Genomic DNA, 20,674 nt, shown 5'->3' on the forward strand with positions numbered 1-20,674 from the left:
GACGAAGATAGCTGTCCCGATTAACCTGGACACCGCATGCAGCGCCCCTGCATGACCTGCGGTTCTTGCCGTTGCCGCCGTTTGAAATCCATAGGGTAATTAAATTAGTAGCTTAATAACTTATTGGCTTGGTGGCTTAATAGCGTTCTGCGTACCCGGCCTGGCGCTCTTCGTCACGCAGCGTCAGGATTTCCACGCCGTCTGCGGTAACCGCCACGGTGTGCTCCCATTGGGCTGACAGCTTTTTATCGCGGGTCACCACCGTCCAACCGTCTTTCTTCTGCTTAATCCGGTGGTCGCCCTGGTTAATCATGGGCTCGATGGTAAATACCATCCCTTCCTGCAACGCCATGCCGGTGCCCGGCTGGCCGAAGTGCAGCACCGCCGGCTCCTCGTGCATATCGCGGCCGATGCCGTGGCCGCAGTATTCACGCACGATGCTGTAACCGGCCTGCTCCGCATGCTGCTGAATGGCATGGCCGATATCCCCCAAGGTTGCGCCGGGCTTTACCGCGCGGATGCCTTGCCACAGGGACTCATACACGTTGTTCACCAGCCGTTTGGCCAATGGCGCGGTCTGGCCGATACAGTACATCTTGCTGGAGTCGGCAATGTAACCGCCGTTTTCCAGCGTAATGTCGACGTTAACGATCATGCCGGAACGCAGGATTTTGCTGGCCGAAGGAATGCCGTGGCAAATCACGTCGTCGATCGAGGTATTGAGCACATAAGGGAAATCGTACTGGCCCTTGCTGGCCGGGCGCGATTTCAACTCATCGACGATAAAGGCTTCGGCGCGATCGTTAATTTCCATGGTCGACATGCCTTCGACAATCACCCCATCGAGCATAGCAAACACCTTGGCCAGCAGTGCGCCAGAGTGACGCATTTTGGCGATCTCTTCCGGCGTTTTGATCACAATCTGTTTCACCCGACAATCTCCTTCAGCGTCAGCGCGTTATCTTTCATCATTTTTTTTACCAGTTGGGGGTAGGTTAATTCCGGATGAAACTCCGCCAGCATGCCGATCTTGATCCAGTATTCCGCCTGCGCGTTGATCGAACGCGTCATCGTCAGGCTGGCGAGGCGCAGATCGTCATGCAGCGCGTCTGAAATTTTCACTATGCCCATAGGCTGCTCCTTAAATGAATAATATACGAAGTGTATATGGTTTGGATGGTGGGGATTGTACATTCCGTGGCATAAGAAGTTTCCTGATGACAACGATTGCCGCCATCGCGCAATGCGTTTATTGTGATAAACGACTTTTTTTGCATGATTTTTCAGAAGGATTCAGGGCGTGACTAAATTACGGGTTGGGGTGATCTTTGGCGGTAAATCGGCTGAGCACGAGGTGTCTCTGCAGTCGGCAAAAAACATTGTGGACGCCATCGACAAAGAGAAGTTTGACGTCACGCTGCTGGGCATCGACAAGCAGGGGCAATGGCACATTAACGATGCCTCCAATTACCTGCTGAATGCGGAAAACCCGGCGCTGATCGCGCTGAACCGCTCGAATAAAAATGTGGCGCTGATCCCCGGCCAGGAGAAACAGCAACTGATTGAGGCGAACAGCGCCGGCGCATTGGGCCAGCTCGACGTGGTATTCCCGATCGTGCATGGCACGCTGGGCGAGGACGGTTCACTGCAAGGGCTGCTGCGGATGGCCAATATGCCGTTCGTCGGCGCCGGTGTGTTGGGCTCGGCGGTCAGCATGGACAAAGACGTCACCAAACGCCTGCTGCGCGATGCCGGGTTGGCGGTGGCCCCCTTTGTCACCCTGACGCGCACCAACCGCAGCAAATACGGCTTCGATCAGCTTAGCGAGCGTCTGGGTCTGCCGCTGTTTATCAAACCGGCTAACCAGGGGTCTTCGGTGGGCGTCAGCAAGGTGCAGGATCGGGCCGGCTTTGACGCCGCTCTGGCGCTGGCGTTCAGCTTCGATCACAAGGTGCTGGTGGAGTCGGCGATTGTCGGCCGTGAGATTGAGTGCGCCGTGTTGGGCAATGACGAGCCGCAGGCCAGCCTGTGTGGTGAAATCGTGCTGAGCGACGCGTTTTACTCCTACGACACCAAATACATCAATGAGCAGGGCGCGAAGGTCGTGGTGCCGGCGGAGATCGCACCGGAAGTCAGCGACAAAATCCGCGACGTGGCGCTAAAAGCGTTCCGGGCGCTGGAATGCTTTGGCCTGGCGCGCGTTGACGTGTTCCTGACACCGGACAACAACGTGGTGATTAACGAGATCAACACGCTGCCGGGCTTCACCAATATCAGCATGTACCCAAAACTGTGGGCCGCCAGCGGCGTCAGCTACAGCGAGTTGATTACCCGATTGATCGAGCTGGCGCTGGAGCGCCATCAGCAAGATCGCGCGCTGAACAGCTCGGTGTTCGATCGGTAATATCGGATATTTCTCGCGTTGTTTTTTGGTAAAAAGGTATTGAAGGTATTTATGAGGCTGGTCCAAGGGAGTTCCAGCCCCATAAAAGTTATCACGTTCATCTTTTTGTTCTTAAGGGCAGGTAATACCAGAAGGTTCTTAAGGGAAAGAAGGGTTGCAATCTAGTCTCAGTTAAAAGGAATTCCTGATACTAATGCACTTTAGAATGCACTACGACGAAGTGCTTCCTGACGATGGTTGTGGTTGGGAGCGCAAGCGTTTTACCTATGATCGAGCGACTCATTATTCTTATAAATTTATGGTATCGGGTGAGTTTTATTCTGTGGTAGCCAGGCATATAAACTCAGAACACGAGCTTAATCAATTAGGGTATTCACTTCCTCAAGCCTGCAGTTTTCCTGCTCCTCTCATGGCGGAAGTTTATTTTGACCGCTTTCATGATATTGAATCATTTGGCAATTTTCTCCATTACTCTGGCAAAGGGCTGGGTAATGGAACCGTATTGCTCAATGTTGCATCGCTTATGCTGGAGCACTACAATACTTTCAATCTCGGTGGTTTTGTTTTTCAAGCGGCTCTCCCCTCTCAGGCTGGGACTCAGCGACAGGCAGATCTGGTTGAGATTTATGATTGCTTGCTTGGGTTGAGCACAACACCCCGTGTTAATGTCAAAACGGGAAGGGTGAAAAAGAGTATTACACCGCTTTTGCCCCCTAATATGAGAGCCTTTAAGTCAACTTCGACGGGGAGGGATTATGTCATCATCTGCTAAAGTTGTTGCCCGCGAAGTGACTGTCGAAATGGTCATGAACAGGCATCGTAAGACTATGAAGAGCTTACTCGTAGCGGAGACAGAACGTCTGCTTTGCGGAACTTCCGGGGTTTACGGAAAAGACGGTGAGGCCGATGTGACCGATAATAAACTGAGCACGCGAGCGTCAATGAGTGAGCTACGTCGTAAGCTGAAAGCTTAAACTTTTTAAGGTGAAAATGGCTCCAGTCAGCAACGGAGCCATTTTTATGGGTTAGACAGAGGTAAACCTAAAAGATATATCCCCCAGCGTCATCTTGCTCATTGTGAGCGGCCAAGAGGATGCGCTTATTTCACCGTCACGTCGATATCGCCAAAATACTTCTTCGCCAGCGCGGTCACGGTGCCTTGCTGCTTCACTTTCACGATCGCGTCGTTGAGCTTTTTCTTCAACGCGTCATCCCCTTTGCGCAGGCCGAAGGCAATGCCTTCACCGAGGATCTTGTCATCGCTGACCGCATCGCCGACGAAGGCGAAGCCCTTGCCGTCCGGGTGCGCCAGGAAGCCGCTTTGCCCTGACGGCGCCATCACCAAGGTGGCGTCGAGACGGCCGGCGGTCAGATCAAGGTACGCCTGGTTTTGATCCTGATAGGAGACGACGTCGACGCCCTGAGGCGCCCAGTGGCTCTTGGCGTAGGTTTCCTGAATCGAGCCTTGCAGCACGCCGACGTGTTTGCCCGCCAGCGACTTGGCGTCCGGCAGCAGGCCGCTGTCGGCTTTGGCGATCAGGCGGTTCGGCACCTGATAGATGGAGTCGGTGAAGTCAATCGCCTGGCGGCGCTGTTCGGTGACGTTCATCGCCGAGTTGATGGCGTCAAACTTGCGCGCCTTCAGCGCCGGAATCAGGCTGTCGAACGAGGTCTCGACCCAGCTGCATTTCAACTGGGCGGCGGCGCAGACCGCGTTGCCCAGATCGATATCGAAGCCTTCCAGCTTGCCGCTGGCGGATTTGGATTCGAACGGCGGATACAGCGCTTCCAGGCCGAAGCGCAGCGTATTTTCCGCCGCCAGAGAAGAACCGGCGGCCAGCAGGCAGCCCACAGCGATCAGCGTTTTCAGTGATTTCATAGTCAGTGCCTTTTTCCCATGGTCAAACCAAAAGTGAATGCATTACACCTGACACAGACGGCGTGCGCCTTCCAGCAGGGTTTCGTTATCTTTTGAAAAACTCAGCCGGATGATGCCGGTGTTGGTGCCGTCGCTGTAAAACGCCGACAGCGGGATAGTCGCGACTTTCGCTTCACGGATTAAACGCACCGCAAAATCGTTGTCGCTTTCGCTGCTGAAACCGCTAAAGCGGGCCAACATAAAGAAACTGCCACGGCTGGGTAATAATTCAAAGCGCGAATCTTGCAAAGCGCCGGCCAGCAAATCGCGTTTCTGTTGATAGAAATCCGCCAGCCCCAGATAGCTTTGCGGATTGCCCAGCGCTTCGGCGAAGGCATATTGCATCGGCGTATCGGCGGAGAACACCATAAACTGGTGCACCTTGCGGATCTCATCCATCAGCGCCGCCGGCGCCATGCAGTAACCGACGCGCCAGCCGGTAACGTGATAGGTTTTGCCAAACGACGACACAATCACGCTGCGTTCGGCCAATTGCGGGTGGCGCGCCATGCTGTGGTGAATATCGCCGTCGAAGACCACGTGTTCGTAAACCTCGTCGGACAGGATAACGATATCGGTATTGCGCGTCAGGGCGGTCAGGCGCTCAATGTCATGCTCGCCGAACACGCTGCCGGTCGGGTTGTGCGGGCTGTTGACGATGATCATCCGCGTTTTGCCGGTGATGGCGGCGGCGACCTCGTCCCAGTCAATGTGCAAGTCCTGCAGCGACAGCTTGATGGCTACCGGCGTGGCGCCTTGCAGGCGGACAATCGGCGCGTAGCTGTCGAACGCCGGTTCGAAATAAATCACCTCGTCGCCCGGGTGCACCAGCGCGCTGATGGCGGAATACAATCCTTCGCTGGCACTGGCGATGACCGTGATTTCTTCGTCGGCGTCATAACGTGCGCCATACAATCGTTCAACTTTATCTGCCAGCGCAGCGCGTAATGCGGCCACGCCACTCATCGGCGCGTACTGGTTATGACCTGCGCGCATGGCTTGCGCCACCGCGTCGACCAGTTGCGGTTGGCAGGCGAAGTTCGGTGCGCCCTGCGACAGGTTCAGTGCCTGATGTTCAGCGCTGAGCTGGCCGATTACGGTGAAAATGGTGGTGCCGACATCCGGCAACTTCGAGCGTTGTGAGCAGGCGCTCTGCATGATTGGCTCCTGGATAGGGGGAAGTATTGATTGATTAAGCATCAGTGAGGGTAGGCGGACAAGGGAATGTTTGTCATACTAGCCATGAGTTAAAATCATGGCTGATTCCCATTCATTCTTGAAACGATCTCGGCGTTGGCTGCGTTATTCGGCCCATGCCTGGGCCTCACCCCTGACGGGGCCGCTGCAAGCAGCGTTCACTGGCCGCCTTGATGTCGTTCCAATTATTGGGGGAATCCTTGTCATTTCGGGGATATCGAGGAACCCGCTATGCAGACATCTCTGCCGTCGCTCGACGTTTTGAAAACTTTTGTGGTGGTGGCCCAGCGCCTTAATTTCACTCATGCCGCCCAAATACTGCACCTGACGCAAGGCGCCGTCAGCCGTCAGATCCTCGGGCTGGAGCAGCATCTGGGCTATCCGCTGTTCAGCCGCCGGGCGCGCGGGCTGACGCTGACCCCGCAGGGCGCCATGTTGCTGGCGCCGGTGCAGCAGGCGTTGGGGCAACTGGGCGAGGCGTTGACGCGGATTGGCGCGCAGCCGGGCACGTTGCGCATCAAGTGCCCGACCTGCGCCATGCGCTGGGTGTTGCCGCGCATTATCCGGTTGCAAAACGAGCGTCCGGAAATGCATATCGAACTGACCGCCTCGGTATCGCACGGATTGGATTTCAGCGCAGAGCATTTCGATGCTGCGGTGGTGTTCGGCCAGCCGCAGGGGAAAAAGCTGGCGGTGCATCACCTGTTCGATGAAATCCTCACGCCGGTCTGCACGCCGTCTTACCTACCCGATTTGGCCCGCCCGCCAACCCCGGCCGATCTGGCGGAGAAAACCCTGCTGCACCCCACGCGCGATCGCCGCGACTGGCTGCTGTGGTTGAAGGCGGCGGGGCTGGAGACGCTGCCTTCCGGCAAGGCGCAGCATTTTGATACTCTGGATCTGGCGATGAGTGCCGCGCTGCAAGGTTTTGGCATCGCCATCGGCGACTTGTGCCTGCTGGAGGAGGATATCCAGGCGCAGCGCGTTGTTACGCCGTTCCCGCTCAGCGTGGTCAGCGGCGCGGCCTACTATTTGGTCTATCCTGAACGGGCTGTGATGCCCGCGACATTAGCCACGCTGGTTAATTTCCTGGGGGAAGAGGCGGAGCAAAGCCGCGCACGGCTGAAGAATGGCTTGTCCGCCGCCGCTAACAGCTTGTAACCTTTAACATTACAAATTATTTCTGCGGTGAAAAAGAGTATGTCACACTGCTTTTTCACTTTGATTAATCCTCCCCGTCGCAGGCTGCGGCGGGAACATGCCTGAGACAAAAAAATATGAAATGGCTTTGTGTGGTGAGTTTGCTGTCCGGCCTGGCCATCAGCCCGGTTTTTGCGCAGGAGAGCGGGGCGGCGCAAGGAATTAATGCCCAGCAGCGTGATGCTTTCGTTTCCAACCTGATGAAAAAGATGACGCTGGAAGAAAAAATCGGCCAGCTGCGCTTAATCAGCGTCGGGCCGGATAACCCGAAAGAAGCGATCCGCGACGGCATCGGCAAGGGCCAGATTGGTGCCATCTTCAACACCGTCACCCGGCCGGATATCCGCGCCATGCAGGATCAGGCGATGCAACTCAGCCGCCTGAAAATCCCGTTGTTCTTCGCCTACGACGTGGTGCACGGTCAACGCACCGTCTTCCCGATCAGCCTGGGGCTGGCGGCCAGTTTTGATCTCGAAGCCATCGCGCTCAGTGGCCGGGTATCGGCGCAGGAAGCCAGCGATGACGGCCTGAACATGACCTTCTCGCCGATGGTCGACATCACCCGCGATCCGCGCTGGGGCCGGGTATCGGAAGGCTTCGGCGAAGACACCTGGCTGGTGTCCAAAATTGCCAAAGTGATGGTCGATGCTTACCAGAACGGCGATCCGTCTCAGCCCGGTTCAGTGATGGCCAGCGTTAAACATTTCGCGCTGTATGGTGCCACCGAAGGCGGCCGCGATTACAACACCGTGGATATGAGCCCGCTGAGAATGTATCAGGACTATTTACCGCCGTATAAGGCAGCGGTGGACGCGGGCAGCGGTGGGGTGATGGTATCGCTCAATTCGATCAACGGCATTCCGGCCACCGCCAACCCGTGGCTGCTGAAAGATCTGTTGCGCAGCCAGTGGGGCTTTGGCGGCATTACCATTAGCGATCACGGCGCGATTAAAGAGCTTATCAAGCACGGCGTGGCCGAAGATGCGCGCGATGCGGTGCGGCTGGCGATCACTTCCGGCGTCGACATGAGCATGAGCGACGAATACTACGACCAATACCTGCCGGGACTGGTGAAGGACGGGCTGGTTTCGGAAAGCGATATCGATCGCGCCTGCCGCGATGTGTTGAACACCAAATATGATATGGGCCTGTTCAAAGACCCGTATAACCACCTTGGCCCGGTAGGTTCCGATCCGCAGGACACCAATGCCGAAAGCCGTCTGCACCGCGCAGAAGCGCGCGTAGTGGCGCGCAAGACTCTGGTGTTGCTGAAGAATGACAAGCAGACGCTGCCGTTGAGCAAGCAAGGCACCATTGCGCTGGTTGGGCCGATGGCCGACAGCCAGCGTGACGTGATGGGCAGTTGGTCGGCGGCCGGCGTGGTCAAACAGTCGGTGACCCTTCGCCAGGGGCTGGAGCATGCGGTGGGCGACAAGGCGAAGATCCTCTACGCCAAGGGCGCCAACATTACCCAGGACAAAAGCATTATCGACTATCTGAACGAGTATGAGCCGGCGGTGGTGTTTGATACCCGTCCGCCGCAGCAGATGATTGATGAAGCGGTACGGGCGGCCAGGCAGGCCGATGTCGTGGTCGCGGTCGTGGGTGAGTCGCAGGGCATGGCGCACGAAGCGTCCAGCCGCGCCGACATCACTATTCCGCAAAACCAACGGGATCTGATCGCCGCGCTGAAAGCGACCGGCAAACCGCTGGTGCTGGTGCTGATGAATGGCCGGCCGTTGGCGCTGAGCTGGGAAAGCCAGCAGGCGGATGCGATGCTGGAGACCTGGTACAGCGGCACCGAGGGCGGCAATGCGGTGGCCGACGTGCTGTTCGGCGACTACAACCCGTCGGGCAAGCTGCCGATGACCTTCCCGCGTTCTGTCGGCCAGATCCCGATGTATTACAACCATCTGAATACCGGCCGTCCGTTCGGCAAGGAAAATCCGGGCAAGTACACGTCGCGCTATTTCGACTCGCCTAACGGTCCGTTGTATCCCTTTGGTTATGGCCTGAGTTACACCACCTTCAGCCTGTCGGATCTCAAGCTTTCCAGCCCGACGATGGCGCGCAACGGCAAACTGACCGCCAGCGTCACGCTGAAGAATACCGGCAAATATGACGGCGCCACCGTGGTGCAGCTGTACGTGCAGGACGTGACGGCTTCGGTCAGCCGCCCGGTGAAAGAACTGCGCAACTTCAAAAAGGTGATGCTGCGAGCCGGTCAATCGCAACAGGTGGAGCTGCCGATCACCGAAGAGGATCTAAAGTTTTACAACGCCAGCCTGAAATGGGGCGCGGAGCCGGGCAAGTTCAACGTGTTTGTCGGCCTGGATTCCGACAACGTACAGGCACAGAGCTTTACGTTGCAGTAAAGCGTATTGCCCTCTCTCACCAGGGTGGGAGAGGGTTTTTTTATCTTTTCAATTCCAGCGCAAAATCATAGTAGTCATTCAAACACCAACTGCGGGTGTATTCGATGGGGTGTTCATCTTGGGTGAACCCGGTACGGGTCACCAGCAGCAGCGGTTCACCCACCTCCAGCGCCAGATAGCGGGCGACGGATTTATCGGCTATCTCGCCGCGAAAACGCTGAGTCGCACGCACAATGGGTTGACCGATGGCGTGCAGATAGTGATACAACGACTCTTCGGGCAGGCCGCTCGCCGGCAACATAGTGGCGGGAAGCACCGAATACTGTAAGGCAATGGCGATCTCGCCGGCCTTGCGCAAGCGCACCAGTTCGACCACATCCTGTTCGTCACTCAGCTGTAACGCCTGCATTTCTTCTGCCGTTGGTCCGCGCCGCAGAAAGCCAATCAGTTCGCTTTGCGCCCTGAAACCTTGCGGCTCCACCATCTCGGTAAAACTTTCCAACAACGGCAACGCGGGGGCGAAGCGCGGCGCGATAAAGGTACCGGAACCACGATTGCGGTTGATGGCGCCATCCTGTTCAAGGTGTTGAAATGCACGGCGAGCCGTCCCCCGCGCAATGCCGAAAGCGTCCATCAGCGCTCTTTCTGAAGGTAACGCATCACCGGAACGCCACTGCCCGGACTCCACGGCGGCCCTTATTTTTTTTGCCAGTTGCAGATAAATCGGCGTGCTGTCTGCCGAGTCCGGTTGAAGCAAGGCCAGTTTTTCATCCATACGCATCTTCCCCACGAAATGACCATCGAGTATACCACTTGTGCCGACGAAAACTAAGTGGTACATAATTGGTACAGTAATCATAACCGGAAGCTTGACGATGAAAAGATACCTCGACTGTACCGCCACCGATCTTGCCAACATCACCAAAGACAATTTGCTTTACGCCATTCGCGCCAGTGAAGGGCGGATCCTGGTCAGTGAAAGCATTGCCGTGACGCAGCCGCTGCTCAATAACGTCACCAATGCGGAGCTGGCGGCCAGCCAGGGCGCCGATATGCTGTTGCTGAACCTGTTTGACGTAAACCAGCCGCGCATCGAAGGTTTGCCCGCCGGGGTGCCGCCGCAGGAGGTATTGCGCGAGTTGCAGCGGCTGACCGGGCGGGTTATCGGGGTCAATCTGGAAGCGGTGGATCCGGCGTTCGCCTCTACGCACAATGAATTTTGGCAGATGACGGCGGGCCGCGCCGCCACTGCAGAGAACGCGCGCAAGCTTTATGAGCTCGGCGCCCGCATGGTGGTGCTGACCGGCAATCCCGATAATGGCGTCAGCAACCAGGCTATCGCCGCGGCATTGAAGCAGATTCGCGATGAGGTGGGGGACAAGCTGGTGCTGGTGACCGGTAAAATGCACGGCGCCGGCATTGTGCGTGAAAGCGGCAGCCAGTTGATCAATGAGCGGGACATCGCTCTGTTTGTCGAAAACGGCGCGGACATCGTCCTGCTGCCGGCGCCGGGCACCATTCCCGGCATGTCGCAGGAAAAGGTGGCGGCGTTGATTGCGTTTACCCAGCAACAGGGTGCGTTGGCCATGACGGCTATCGGAACGTCGCAGGAAGGCGCCGACGTACAAACCCTCCGCCAGATTGCCCTGATGAGCAAAATGGCCGGGGCCGATCTGCACCACATTGGCGATACCGGTTATCTGGGGCTGGCGTTGCCGGAAAACATCTTCGCCTACAGCGTGGCGATCCGCGGCGTGCGCCACACCTATACCCGCATGGCTCGCTCGGTTAACCGCTAGTCGGTAAAACGCGTCGGCTCTGCGCAGAGCCGTGCTTAATCTATTAGCTTGTTAAGTTAATAAATAATTAAGTTGCCGACTTTTTATCGGCAACGGACAGTTTGCTTTGCGGGGAAAATCGCTCATGCCTTCGCCTATGCTCATGGCGACATAGCCTGAAATGCAGCTTTGCAATGTTGGGATCGGCAGCAGTTCTTCCGGCGTACAAATAAAAGTGCGAAGTACGATTTGGCCCGGTAGAACGCGATCAAAACCGCGAGGCGGTATTTTCAGCCAGGAAAGCCAACGGTACTTTTTTAGAGGTTGGCGCTGGCGGTGAGCCCTAAAGGTGAGATGATTTTGCTGGCCAACCGTTTAACATTGACCGACTTGAATCTGGGGTCAACTGGAGAGATCCAGGGTTACCAATGTGCGGTTGCCGGTAATGGGCTGTAAAATCATATTATCAGCCTGCCAACTTATTAAGCTGGCAGGCTGTGAGGCTAATTACAGCTTTTTCAGCAACTGCAGCAGATGTTCTTCGCTCTTTTCGGCCAGCCCGTCAATGGCCAGCTTGATGATGTCGGAACGGGTAATGCGCACCACGCCGTTACGTGCCGCCTGCACAATGATTTCATCGATGGCGTCGACGTGGTTGTCGGTCAGGCTGACCGAAATCGCCTTGTAGGTGCGTTTACGGCCCTGAGGCTTGGCTTCGGCAACGGGGGTGTGCAGGGTGTGCGACGTGGCGCTGTTGATAAACTCGTCTTCCGACATGCGGTGGGTCGGGGTGCGCTTTTTCACAGGATCACCTCTTTCACCAGACTTTCGATTTCCGCCTGCGCCTTGGCGTTGTGCGCCTCGTGTACGGTAATCGCCTCGCCCCAGGCATCGCGGTAAATCTTGCGGTCGCACAGGCGGTTGCTGACCAGGGTAAATTCCGGATACTCGCTCAGCACCTGCGCCGCTTCGTTGGCTTCGTTAATAAAGATATTGGTCGGGCACATGTTCAACACGATGTAGCCTTTCACCTTCTCGTTATATTCCTGCGCGGTGGCGAACATTTCCGACAGATAGCCGATGGTGTCGAGATCCATCTGCGACGGGCGCAGCGGGGAGAGGAACAGATCGGCGGCCAGCAGGCCGGAGCGCAGTTCGGCGCTGTCGCGGCCGGCGGTGTCGACAATCACATAATCGTAGTGACGATCCAATTCCAGCAGGGTTTCTTTGATTTTTCCCGAGGCGGCGACTACCGGGATATGCGGCAGGCCCTCCACATTCTGGCGATCGTTATACCAGGTCATGATTGATTTCTGATCGTCAGCATCGACGATGATGGCGGTTTTCCCCTGTTTGAGGATCAGATATCCGGCGATATTGACCGCCTTGGTCGATTTCCCTACGCCACCTTTTTGCGAGCCAATCAAAACAATCATGCTGCCATCTCTCAAGTTATTAAGCTGATAACTTATTAAGTTAATTTGCTTATTAGGTTGATAATTAAACAGGTTAACAAGAACAACTTATGGACAATATGCACCAACCGTGGCTGCTTGCCAAGTCAGTATGCCGTTAACTTTGCAGCTTATTTTGCTGGTAACTTATCAAGTGGGTAAGTAGGAATGCTCTGGGAAATGCGATAGAGGGAAGGATTATTTGCTTTTTTATTAACTTAATAAGTTGTTAGCTTATTTGTTTTTGCGGATGCGACAGCACGCATCCGCAGCGGCGGCATTACTTTTTCAACATCGATTTCAGGTTGGCGAACGGATTATGGGTCGCAATGCCGACATCTTTTTGCGCGTCTTCACCGGCGATCACCGTTGAGCCATATTGGTCTGCTTCAGTGTACTTGGAGTGTTCGTGGTCGTGGCAGTACAGGCACAGCATTTCCCAGTTGCTGCCATCTTCCGGGTTGTTGCTGTGGTCGTGATCGATATGGTGAACCGTCAGTTCGCGCAGGTTGGAGTAAACGAATTCACGCGAGCAGCGCCCACAGACCCACGGGAAAATTTTCAGCGCTTTTTCGCGGTAGCCGGTCTCCAGCCTTGCGTAGTTTTTGGGAATATATGCCATGGTGAGTGCCTGTAGAATGATAACTATATTACGCTCAATACTATCACAAAGCGCCGGATTACAGCGTGCGACACATCACCGTTACTTCTTCGCCGGAAACCTGGCGTTGTTCCAGCGGTTGCCAGCCCAACTTTTGATACAGCGACTGTTGGTCCGGGGTGTAGAGATACAGTTCGGCGATATTTTTCTGTTGGCAGTGGGTAATGCACTGGTCGATCAAACGGCGTGCGATGCCCAAACCGCGGTGCTGAGGATGGGTGAAGACTTCGCCCAACCAGAATTTGCGCTCCGGTTTATCCGCCAGATCGTAAATGACCAGGCTGGCCGTGCCGAGGATGTGTTGTTGCGGTGACAGCGCCAGCAACGTCATGCCGGAATGTTGCGGTTCGCAGCGTTGTTCAAAGCGTTGGCTGATTTTCTCGTGGCTGCTCCACGGCGAGAAATCACGCCACTCCTGATGCAGCAAAGCAGCCAGTTCGCCAATGCGCTGGCGGTGTGCGGAAAGTCGTTCGATACGCATGATTTAAGTTCTTGTTGCCCAAAGAATGCACAACTATAGCCGCAGTTGCCGGCTATTTAAAGGCTTCCACCGCCCAGTCGATGAACACCCGCAGCTTGGCGCTGAGATGGCGGTTGGAGGGATACACCACGTACATTTGCTCGGATGGCGGTTGCCAGTCGTGCAGCAGGCTGACCAGCTCGCCGTTGTCCAGGTGCGGTTGCGCCATAAAGCGGAAGGTCTGGATGATGCCCAGGCCGGCCAGCGCGGCGGCCAGCAGCGCGTTGCTCTCGTTGACGCTGACATGATAGCGGTGCTGGATGTCGATCTCTTTGCCCTGGTCAACAAAGTGCAGCGGCTGGATGCGATCGTTCAGCGCATGGCGGTAGTGCGCCAACGGATAGCCCAGCTCCAGATCGCAAGGGTGCTTCGGCGTGCCGTAACGCGCCAGATAGGCTGGCGTGGCGCAGGTCACCCATTCCAGCTCGAACAGGCGGCGGGCAATCAGGCTGGAGTCGGCCAGCGGGCCGCTGCGGATCACGCAGTCGGCGCTGTCGTTGATCAGATCGATCAAGCGATCGCCGACGCCCAAATCAATCTGAATCTGCGGATAACGTGCGATGAAATCCGGCAGTGCCGGCACCAGCAACTGGCGCGCCGTAGAACCGCCGGCATCAATGCGCAACACGCCCTGCGGCGCGCTCTGGGATTCGGTCATGCAGCCTTCCATCTGTTCCAGTTCCGCCAGCCACTTTACCGTGCGCTGGTAATAACACTCGCCCTCAGGAGTGACAGACACGCTGCGGGTGGTACGCTGGAACAGCTTGGTTTGCAGGTGATCTTCCAGGTTCTGGATCAGCTTGGTGACGGTGGCCTTGGGCATCCGCAGCGAGTCTGCGGCGCGGGTGAATCCGCCGGTTTCCACCACGCGATTAAACACCCGGATGGCCAGTAAATGATGATCCATAACGCTCTCGGTGCAAAACCCCGGTCGGAGCACCGGGGGGTTTCTGTGGACAGACAATGATTATGACTGTTTAGCGCCAATCATGCCGGAACGCAAGGTCAAGCCGAACACCAGCGCGGCGGAAAGGGTGAGGGCGCCGCCGAACAGCATGGCGCTGCTGACGCCCTGCCAGTCGACCACTTCCCCGCCCAGCAGCGCGCCGGAGGCCAGCGCAATCTGGATCACGCAGACCAGCAGCGCCTGGCCGGCCTCCGGCGCCTGCGGCACCGCGGCAAACATCCAGTTGGTGGCGCAAACCGGCACGGCGCCGAACGCCAGCCCCCACACCATCACCATCAGCGTGGCGCCGGCAATGCCGCTGAGGAACGGCGAAACGATCAGGATGGCGGCCAGCATGGCGGCGATCAGGATAAAGGTGGCGCGCAGGCTGCGCTCTGCCAGCCGTTCACCGAGGAAGGTGCCGAGCAGGCCGATGGCGCCGTAGGCCAGAAGTTGCAATGAAATCGCCGACGGGCTGAGGACAAACACCTGTTGCAGCAGCGGTTTCAGGTAGGTGTAGGCGGCAAAATGGCCGATAAACAGCAGGACGATGGCAATCAGCCCGATGCGTGCCATCGGCAAACGCAGCGGCAGCAGCAGATCACGCGGTGTGACCGGCCGGGTAGGCGGCACCGACGTCAGTAAGCGCAACTGCGCCAACAGCACACCTACCGCCAGCACTGCGCTGCCAAAGAAAGCGGCGCGCCAGCCGAACAGGTCGCCAATCAACGCGCCCGCGGGCACGCCGCAGACAGCACCGACCGAAATACCGCTCAGGATCAACGCGGTGGCGCGGCCCTGGCTGGCTTCCGGCACCAGATGGCGGCCGTAGTTGGCGGCGAAGGCCCAGAAACCGCCGACGCAGATACCCAGCAGCACGCGGCCCAGCAGCATCATCGGGAAGTTAACCGCCAGCGCCGAAACCAGATTGGACACCACCAGCAACAAACTCAACGCCAGCATCAGCAGGCGACGATCGAGCCGGCCGGCCGCGAGGCTCAGCGCCGGTGCGGCTATCGCCGCCACAATGCCGGGCACGGTAACCATCAGGCCGGCCCTGCCGGTGCTGACGTCCAGCGACGGCGCGATATTGGTCAGCAGGCCGATCGGCAGAAACTCGGTGGTGACCATCACAAAGCAGGCGACCGTCAGCGAGAAGATCGCCAACCAGGGTGATGATGCAGGTTTATCTTTATTATTCAGCATAATACCGCTCGTCTCAGGTGAGTGCATACGCCGCACGGCAAAGTGCGGAGTGACAGAGATCACAATTTACGCAGGCATTTGCGACGGATAAATCCGTTTTCCGTAGTTACACTGTTTCTGAGGGGGAATAATCATGCGGGGCAAGCAAAACGGCGGGTTGCGGCGAAACGGCAGGTTAAATGCTCAATAGGCATAAGCTTATGCGGCGGGCGCAGCAGACTGCGCCCAGAGGCATCACAACCCCGGCGCTTTCCACATTGAAGTGGTCAGGCCGTGATCCACCAGCCTGAGCTGATCGGCGTAGATCTGCTGCCAGGTGTCTTTTTGCTGTCGATAGAGTTCATGATTGGCGCTGTCCGGCTGATATTCACGCTCCCAGCGCACCAGCTTTTCACCGGTGGCCGTCAGAGATTCATACAACCCGGCGCCGACGCCGGCGGCAATCGCGCAGCCCAGCGCGGTAGCTTCTTTCACCACCGGCACGCGGACGGTCAGGCCGGTGACATCGCTCAGGATCTGGCTCCATAATTTGCCCTTCGACCCGCCGCCGGCGAACACCAGCGAGTGCGCCTGCACGCCCGAGAAGCTGGCGATCTGCTCCAGATTGCAGGCGGAGACAATGGCTGCATTCTCTTCCAGCGCGCGGAACAGGGTTTGCTTATTGCAGCGTTCCGGGTCGAGCGACATATTGATAAACGACGGCGCGGCGTGGTACCAGGTTTTGAAGTGCATGGCGTCGGAAAATATCGGCATCACCCCGTAGGCGCCCGGCGGCACCCGCGCCGCCATCTCTTCCAACAGGCTGTAAGCGTCCACCCCCAATCTTTCCGCCATCAGCTTTTCCTCGGCGCAGAAGGCATCGCGGAACCAGCGCATGGTCAACCCCGTGAAGAAGCTGATGGATTCCGCCTGCGCCATGCCGGGGATCACGTGCGGGTTAATGCGGATGTTCATGTCCGGGTCGGTAGCCGGCTCCGGCAGATTGACGATTTGTTGCCAGAAGGTGCCGCCCAATACCGCCGTTTGCCCGGCATGCACCACGCCGAGCCCCAGGCTGCCCAACTGAACGTCGCCGCCGCCCATCACCACCGGCGTGCCGCGCAACAGGCCGCTTTGCTCCGCCGCCTGCGCGGTAACCTGCCCGAGCAGGCTGCCGGTCTCTTTCACCGGTGACAGAATATCGGCGCGCAACCCTGCCATATCGAGCAGCGCCGGTCGCCAGTCGCGGCTGACCAAATCCAGCATGCCGGTGGTACCTGCATTGGAAGGATCCACCGCCAGTTCGCCGCTCAGCATATTCGCCAGCCAGTCGCTGATCATGGTCAGCGTCGCCGCCCGCCGATAGATGTCCGGCCGGTGGTGGGCCAGCCACAGCAGGCGCGGCATGGCGCTCAATGCCAGCGTTTGCCCTGAATATTGGTACACCTCGCTTTCGAAATGATGGTTATGCAGCTCTTTCAGCTCGCTGACTTCTTGGCTGGCACGCGCGTCCACATTGGCGCAGGCCCAAATCGGTTCGCCGTTACTATCGTACAGCACTATGCCTTCGCGCATTGAGCAGCAGGCTACAGAGCGGATAGCCTGGCCGGTCAGGCCTGCATTTTGCAACGCCTGCCGGATGCACTGGCAGGTCAATTGCCAGTTGTGGGTTAAATCAAACTCCATCGAGCCGGGCACTCCAGACACCGCCAGATGCTGCCACTCAGCCTGGCCCTGAGCGATCTGATTGCCCGCCAGATCGAAGATTACCGCGCGAACGCTGCCGGTGCCTGCATCCAGCGCCATCAAATAGTTATCCATAGCTCACACACTCTTTGGGGTTTGGATCTTAACTATAGATGCCGGGTTCGCGCCTTCGCGTGAGCAACACTCGGGGGCGGCGGGATTTGTGAGCTGTCCTGCAAAATTGCCGCCGCGCAGGGTAAATCAGGAGGAATAAACCTATGGTTTGAAAGAACAGTGATTTCAAGGTTAAACAAGGAGCCGCCATGCACGTCACTTTGGTCGAAATTAACGTTAAGCAGGACAAAATAGACGAGTTTATCGAGGTTTTCCGCGCCAACCATCTGGGGGCGATCGAAGAGCCGGGTAACCTGCGCTTTGACGTGTTGCAGGATGAAAATGTCCCGACGCGGTTTTATATCTATGAAGCCTATAAGGATGAGCAGGCGGTGGCCGCCCATAAAAAGACCCCGCACTATCTGCAATGCGTGGAGAAACTGGAGGCGCTGATGACCGGCCCGCGCAAGAAAACCACCTTTATCGGTTTGATGCCGGCTTAGTCGGCTGCATCAGGGTAATTCTGTTCAATACTTTGCCGCCCCCCGGCGGCAATCTGGCATCTGTGAACTTTTTCTCAGGTGCTTGTAATCATGAATATTTACTTTTCCATGGCCGCATTTGCGCTGGCCGCTTCCATCACCCCCGGCCCGGTCAATATCCTTGCCCTGAGCGCCGGGGCGCAATTCGGTTTTAACGCTACCCTGCGGCATGTGCTTGGCGCCACGCTGGGGTTTACCCTGTTGTTGATCCTGATTGGTCTGGGGTTGCACCAACTGCTGGCCCTGTGGCCGGTGATGACGCGGGTCATGCAGTGGGCGGGCGTCGCATTCTTGCTGTTTATGGCCTATCAGCTGGCATTGGATGACGGGTCGTTGGGCAGCGGCAACCGGCGACAGGCGCCGTCATTCTGGTACGGCGCGCTATTGCAGTGGCTGAATCCCAAAGCCTGGCTGGCGTCGGTGGCCAGCCTGGGGGCGTTTGTCGCCGACGGCGACAGGCTGCTGCTGTGGCAGTTCGCGGTGATTTATGGCGTTATCTGTTACGCCTCTGTGGCCTGCTGGGCTTACGCCGGCACGATGCTGACCGGTTTGTTGCAGCGAGCCCGCAACGTGCGGCGTTTTAATCGGCTGATGGCGCTGCTGCTGGCGGCCAGCGCCTGCTATCTGTTGGCCGACGGCGTTTAACGCGGGTTTTGATACTGGCCGGGCGTGGCGGCCAGCAACTGTTTGAAGGTGCGCTGGAAGTGCGCCTGATCGGCAAAGCCGCTTTCGCTGGCGGCTGCGGCGATAGGGTAGCCGCGTTTTAGCAATCGGTGGCCGAACTGGATACGGCGATTCACCAGATAGGCGTGCGGCGTCATGCCGTAATGCTGCTTGAAGGCGCGGATCAGATAGGAAGGCGACAGCGCCGCCGCCCGGCAGATCGCCTCCAGCGTCAATGGCCGGGTGCAATGTTGGCTGATAAAGGCTGCCGCGGCTTCCAGTCTGGGGTGGGTGGCCACGGCGGGGGGGTGCGCTTCGCCCAAACGGATTTGCAGATCGGTGAAATACTCCACCAGGGCAATGTGCTTTTCCAGATGGCAGCATTGCGGGTCGACTAGGAGTTCATAAAGCCGGTTCAGGCCGTTGAACAGTAGCGGATCGCGGCTGAGCACTTCTTTGAATGGGATAAAGCCGCTGCCGCCGCCGGCTATCTCCCGTTGCAGCTCGCCCAGCCAGGCGGTATCGATATAAAACATGATGTACGACCAACGCTGGTCGCCGATCGGGTTGCAGGCGTGGACCTGCTGCGGGTTGATAATCACCACGTCGCCGGCGCTGACCTGCAACTGCCGGCTGCCGTTACTATAAGTGCTGGTGCCGTCGGTGATGGTGCCGATGGAAAAGATTTCATGGCTGTGCGGGGCATAACAAACCTTGCGGCCATCCGCGATGGCGCGGGCCTCTACAAAGGGCAACTGCGGGTCGCGCCAGAACTGCGGTGCATTAACGCTCACGATCTTTCCTTTTCAATACGGCGGGGCTAGTTTGTTATAGCCTAAAACGCGTGAAGGAGGGAATGCGGATGATGATTTTTAATGTGTTCGGTCGCCTGATGGGCGTCAAGCGGGTGGGGGAAGAGTGGCAATTGTTCCGCGTGACGCTGCCGGAGCGCAAATACGCGCGCAGTTACGACATCGTGCTGCCGGAGGCGTTGACCGAGGCCGATATTGCCGGCTATCTGGGGGATATTTACCATGAAGCGGCGACCGAAAGGTACCCCGACGTTTTCAGGATAGAATAAGCCCCCGGCCGAATGGCCGGGACGCAGATTAATCTTCTTCGTTGCGGGCCATCAACTGGCGCTGATGTTCTTCGCTGGCTGCCTGGATTTCCTCAAGCACTGAACCGACATCGGCGCGCTTGTTGCTTTCCACGAACTTCCCGGTCAGCACGCTTTCCGGCGTCAGATTGCCTTCCTGATACAGCGCCCAGATCTCTTTGGCGTATTTACTGTTAAGCAGTTCCGGTGCGTATTGACCGTAAAAATTCGACATATTGTTGATATCGCGTTCGAACATGCTTTTGGCGTGATTATTGGCGGCGGCGTCCACCACCTGCGGCAGATCGATAATCACCGGCCCGTTTTTGTCCATCAGCACGTTGAATTCCGACAGATCGCCATGCACCAGCCCGGCGCACAGCATACGCACCGCATAGTTCATCATCACCGCGTGGTCGGCCAACGCCTGTTCCCGCGTCAGGCTCACATCGCTCAGGCGCGGCGCAACCAGGCCTTCTTCGTCGGTGATCAGCTCCATCAGCAGCACGCCATCCAGGCAAATATCCGGCTGAGGGACACGCACGCCCGCTTTGGCGAGCAGGTACAGCGCATCGACCTCGGTATTCTGCCAGGCTTCTTCCTGCTGCTGGCGGCCGAATTTAGATCCTTTGCTCATGGCGCGGGCATCGCGGCTGTTACGCACTTTACGGCCTTCCTGATAATTGACGGCCTGCTTGAAGTTACGTTTGTCTGCTTCTTTGTAGACTTTGGCGCAGCGGATCTCTTCGCCGCAGCGCACGATAAAGACGTCGGCTTCTTTGCCACTTTTTAAACGGCGGATGACGTCGTCGATTAAACCATCATCTACCAATGGCTGGAGTCGTTTTGGAATTTTCATGCAGCCTTGTACCCTATTTAGGCTCCTGTGTGAATGGTTTGCTAAGGTGATATCGCAATTTAGACCTGAAAGG

Annotated in this window: 22 protein-coding genes; 8 read left to right on the top strand and 14 right to left on the bottom strand. The window is 57.3% G+C overall.

Translation table 11 applies throughout. From position 1 onward, the window contains the following. Positions 1–136: 136 nt before the first annotated feature. Positions 137–931, bottom strand: a complete 795-nt coding sequence (map, locus tag JK621_RS05515; RefSeq protein ID WP_212558938.1) for a type I methionyl aminopeptidase — start codon at positions 929–931, stop codon at positions 137–139. Next, complete coding sequence (locus JK621_RS05520; RefSeq protein ID WP_006324220.1) at positions 928–1,131, bottom strand: ParD-like family protein; 204 nt, start codon at positions 1,129–1,131, stop codon at positions 928–930. Before JK621_RS05520 ends, map begins: the two co-directional genes overlap by 4 nt. Positions 1,132–1,300: 169 nt before the next feature. Here JK621_RS05520 and ddlA point away from each other — a divergent pair, with 169 nt between their 5' ends. Beyond that, positions 1,301–2,404, top strand: coding sequence for a D-alanine--D-alanine ligase (ddlA, locus tag JK621_RS05525; RefSeq protein WP_212558939.1), 1,104 nt, complete (start codon positions 1,301–1,303; stop codon positions 2,402–2,404). A 205-nt stretch (positions 2,405–2,609) separates the two neighbouring features. Further along, positions 2,610–3,176: a hypothetical protein gene (locus JK621_RS05530; RefSeq protein ID WP_212558940.1), complete on the top strand. Its 567-nt coding sequence runs from the start codon at positions 2,610–2,612 to the stop codon at positions 3,174–3,176. Positions 3,177–3,503: 327 nt separating this feature from the next. On the opposite strand, the gene JK621_RS05535 is transcribed toward JK621_RS05530, so the two are convergent. Together JK621_RS05535 and JK621_RS05540 are read right to left on the bottom strand one after the other, a co-directional pair. Next, positions 3,504–4,283 (bottom strand): ABC transporter substrate-binding protein, encoded by a 780-nt coding sequence (locus JK621_RS05535; protein WP_212558941.1) that lies wholly within the window; start codon positions 4,281–4,283, stop codon positions 3,504–3,506. 42 nt (positions 4,284–4,325) lie between these two features. Continuing rightward, the gene (locus JK621_RS05540) at positions 4,326–5,480 is read right to left on the bottom strand and encodes a pyridoxal phosphate-dependent aminotransferase (RefSeq protein WP_212558942.1); all 1,155 of its coding nucleotides are present in this window, start codon (positions 5,478–5,480) and stop codon (positions 4,326–4,328) included. A gap of 270 nt (positions 5,481–5,750) precedes the next feature. On the opposite strand from JK621_RS05540, the gene JK621_RS05545 reads away from it, so the two are divergent. Further along, positions 5,751–6,680 (top strand): LysR substrate-binding domain-containing protein, encoded by a 930-nt coding sequence (locus JK621_RS05545; RefSeq protein ID WP_212558943.1) that lies wholly within the window; start codon positions 5,751–5,753, stop codon positions 6,678–6,680. Positions 6,681–6,796: 116 nt separating this feature from the next. Beyond that, complete coding sequence (gene bglX, locus JK621_RS05550) at positions 6,797–9,094, top strand: beta-glucosidase BglX (protein WP_212558944.1); 2,298 nt, start codon at positions 6,797–6,799, stop codon at positions 9,092–9,094. A 40-nt stretch (positions 9,095–9,134) separates the two neighbouring features. Here bglX and JK621_RS05555 read toward each other — a convergent pair whose 3' ends face one another. Beyond that, a complete protein-coding gene (locus JK621_RS05555; RefSeq protein ID WP_212558945.1) occupies positions 9,135–9,869 on the bottom strand; it encodes a GntR family transcriptional regulator in 735 nt (244 codons plus the stop codon). 100 nt (positions 9,870–9,969) lie between these two features. On the opposite strand from JK621_RS05555, the gene JK621_RS05560 reads away from it, so the two are divergent. Next, on the top strand, positions 9,970–10,893 hold the full coding sequence (locus JK621_RS05560; RefSeq protein WP_212558946.1) for a haloacid dehalogenase-like hydrolase: 924 nt from the start codon (positions 9,970–9,972) through the stop codon (positions 10,891–10,893). A 486-nt stretch (positions 10,894–11,379) separates the two neighbouring features. On the opposite strand, the gene JK621_RS05565 is transcribed toward JK621_RS05560, so the two are convergent. The 7 genes from JK621_RS05565 to lsrK all read right to left on the bottom strand — a co-directional run bounded on the left by JK621_RS05565 (position 11,380) and on the right by lsrK (position 17,459). Further along, positions 11,380–11,676 (bottom strand): hypothetical protein, encoded by a 297-nt coding sequence (locus tag JK621_RS05565; protein WP_212558947.1) that lies wholly within the window; start codon positions 11,674–11,676, stop codon positions 11,380–11,382. Next, complete coding sequence (locus tag JK621_RS05570) at positions 11,673–12,308, bottom strand: division plane positioning ATPase MipZ (protein ID WP_126481117.1); 636 nt, start codon at positions 12,306–12,308, stop codon at positions 11,673–11,675. Before JK621_RS05570 ends, JK621_RS05565 begins: the two co-directional genes overlap by 4 nt. Positions 12,309–12,606: 298 nt before the next feature. Next, positions 12,607–12,948 carry an HNH nuclease YajD gene (gene yajD / locus JK621_RS05575; RefSeq protein ID WP_212558948.1) on the bottom strand — a complete coding sequence of 114 codons (342 nt, stop codon included), beginning with the start codon at positions 12,946–12,948 and terminating at the stop codon, positions 12,607–12,609. Between the two features lie 58 nt (positions 12,949–13,006). Next, positions 13,007–13,468, bottom strand: coding sequence for a GNAT family N-acetyltransferase (locus JK621_RS05580; protein WP_212558949.1), 462 nt, complete (start codon positions 13,466–13,468; stop codon positions 13,007–13,009). A 52-nt stretch (positions 13,469–13,520) separates the two neighbouring features. Further along, the gene (locus tag JK621_RS05585) at positions 13,521–14,414 is read right to left on the bottom strand and encodes a LysR family transcriptional regulator (protein ID WP_212558950.1); all 894 of its coding nucleotides are present in this window, start codon (positions 14,412–14,414) and stop codon (positions 13,521–13,523) included. Positions 14,415–14,474: 60 nt separating this feature from the next. Further along, on the bottom strand, positions 14,475–15,659 hold the full coding sequence (locus JK621_RS05590; protein WP_212558951.1) for an MFS transporter: 1,185 nt from the start codon (positions 15,657–15,659) through the stop codon (positions 14,475–14,477). A gap of 234 nt (positions 15,660–15,893) precedes the next feature. Next, entirely contained in the window at positions 15,894–17,459 is a 1,566-nt protein-coding gene (lsrK, locus tag JK621_RS05595) for an autoinducer-2 kinase (protein ID WP_212558952.1), read from the bottom strand. A gap of 188 nt (positions 17,460–17,647) precedes the next feature. Here lsrK and lsrG point away from each other — a divergent pair, with 188 nt between their 5' ends. Together lsrG and JK621_RS05605 are read left to right on the top strand one after the other, a co-directional pair. Continuing rightward, positions 17,648–17,941, top strand: coding sequence for a (4S)-4-hydroxy-5-phosphonooxypentane-2,3-dione isomerase (gene lsrG / locus JK621_RS05600; RefSeq protein WP_013812026.1), 294 nt, complete (start codon positions 17,648–17,650; stop codon positions 17,939–17,941). Positions 17,942–18,031: 90 nt separating this feature from the next. After that, positions 18,032–18,625 carry a LysE family translocator gene (locus tag JK621_RS05605; protein ID WP_212558953.1) on the top strand — a complete coding sequence of 198 codons (594 nt, stop codon included), beginning with the start codon at positions 18,032–18,034 and terminating at the stop codon, positions 18,623–18,625. Here JK621_RS05605 and JK621_RS05610 read toward each other — a convergent pair. Beyond that, positions 18,622–19,437, bottom strand: coding sequence for an AraC family transcriptional regulator (locus JK621_RS05610; protein WP_212558954.1), 816 nt, complete (start codon positions 19,435–19,437; stop codon positions 18,622–18,624). The genes JK621_RS05605 and JK621_RS05610 overlap by 4 nt on opposite strands. 68 nt (positions 19,438–19,505) lie before the next feature. Between JK621_RS05610 and JK621_RS05615 the strand changes: the two genes are divergently transcribed. Beyond that, entirely contained in the window at positions 19,506–19,724 is a 219-nt protein-coding gene (locus JK621_RS05615) for a DUF7661 family protein (protein ID WP_212558955.1), read from the top strand. A gap of 28 nt (positions 19,725–19,752) precedes the next feature. Here JK621_RS05615 and JK621_RS05620 read toward each other — a convergent pair whose 3' ends face one another. Continuing rightward, a complete protein-coding gene (locus JK621_RS05620; protein ID WP_212558956.1) occupies positions 19,753–20,601 on the bottom strand; it encodes a PA4780 family RIO1-like protein kinase in 849 nt (282 codons plus the stop codon). Positions 20,602–20,674: the final 73 nt, after the last annotated feature.

The organism is Serratia plymuthica, assembly GCF_018336935.1.
Lineage (GTDB): Bacteria > Pseudomonadota > Gammaproteobacteria > Enterobacterales > Enterobacteriaceae > Serratia > Serratia plymuthica_B.

Excerpts from the sequence above, each read along its gene's own strand:
- lsrK (WP_212558952.1), bottom strand. The coding sequence starts at position 17,459 with ATGGATAACTATTTGATGGCGCTGGATGCAGGCACCGGCAGCGTTCGC.
- JK621_RS05580 (WP_212558949.1), bottom strand. The coding sequence starts at position 13,468 with ATGCGTATCGAACGACTTTCCGCACACCGCCAGCGCATTGGCGAACTG.
- JK621_RS05555 (WP_212558945.1), bottom strand. The coding sequence starts at position 9,869 with ATGGATGAAAAACTGGCCTTGCTTCAACCGGACTCGGCAGACAGCACG.
- JK621_RS05560 (WP_212558946.1), top strand. The coding sequence starts at position 9,970 with ATGAAAAGATACCTCGACTGTACCGCCACCGATCTTGCCAACATCACC.
- bglX (WP_212558944.1), top strand. The coding sequence starts at position 6,797 with ATGAAATGGCTTTGTGTGGTGAGTTTGCTGTCCGGCCTGGCCATCAGC.
- JK621_RS05620 (WP_212558956.1), bottom strand. The coding sequence starts at position 20,601 with ATGAAAATTCCAAAACGACTCCAGCCATTGGTAGATGATGGTTTAATC.
- JK621_RS05605 (WP_212558953.1), top strand. The coding sequence starts at position 18,032 with ATGAATATTTACTTTTCCATGGCCGCATTTGCGCTGGCCGCTTCCATC.
- JK621_RS05585 (WP_212558950.1), bottom strand. The coding sequence starts at position 14,414 with ATGGATCATCATTTACTGGCCATCCGGGTGTTTAATCGCGTGGTGGAA.
- JK621_RS05540 (WP_212558942.1), bottom strand. The coding sequence starts at position 5,480 with ATGCAGAGCGCCTGCTCACAACGCTCGAAGTTGCCGGATGTCGGCACC.
- JK621_RS05530 (WP_212558940.1), top strand. The coding sequence starts at position 2,610 with ATGCACTACGACGAAGTGCTTCCTGACGATGGTTGTGGTTGGGAGCGC.
- JK621_RS05535 (WP_212558941.1), bottom strand. The coding sequence starts at position 4,283 with ATGAAATCACTGAAAACGCTGATCGCTGTGGGCTGCCTGCTGGCCGCC.
- JK621_RS05570 (WP_126481117.1), bottom strand. The coding sequence starts at position 12,308 with ATGATTGTTTTGATTGGCTCGCAAAAAGGTGGCGTAGGGAAATCGACC.
- yajD (WP_212558948.1), bottom strand. The coding sequence starts at position 12,948 with ATGGCATATATTCCCAAAAACTACGCAAGGCTGGAGACCGGCTACCGC.
- JK621_RS05520 (WP_006324220.1), bottom strand. The coding sequence starts at position 1,131 with ATGGGCATAGTGAAAATTTCAGACGCGCTGCATGACGATCTGCGCCTC.
- JK621_RS05545 (WP_212558943.1), top strand. The coding sequence starts at position 5,751 with ATGCAGACATCTCTGCCGTCGCTCGACGTTTTGAAAACTTTTGTGGTG.
- JK621_RS05615 (WP_212558955.1), top strand. The coding sequence starts at position 19,506 with ATGATGATTTTTAATGTGTTCGGTCGCCTGATGGGCGTCAAGCGGGTG.
- lsrG (WP_013812026.1), top strand. The coding sequence starts at position 17,648 with ATGCACGTCACTTTGGTCGAAATTAACGTTAAGCAGGACAAAATAGAC.
- JK621_RS05590 (WP_212558951.1), bottom strand. The coding sequence starts at position 15,659 with ATGCTGAATAATAAAGATAAACCTGCATCATCACCCTGGTTGGCGATC.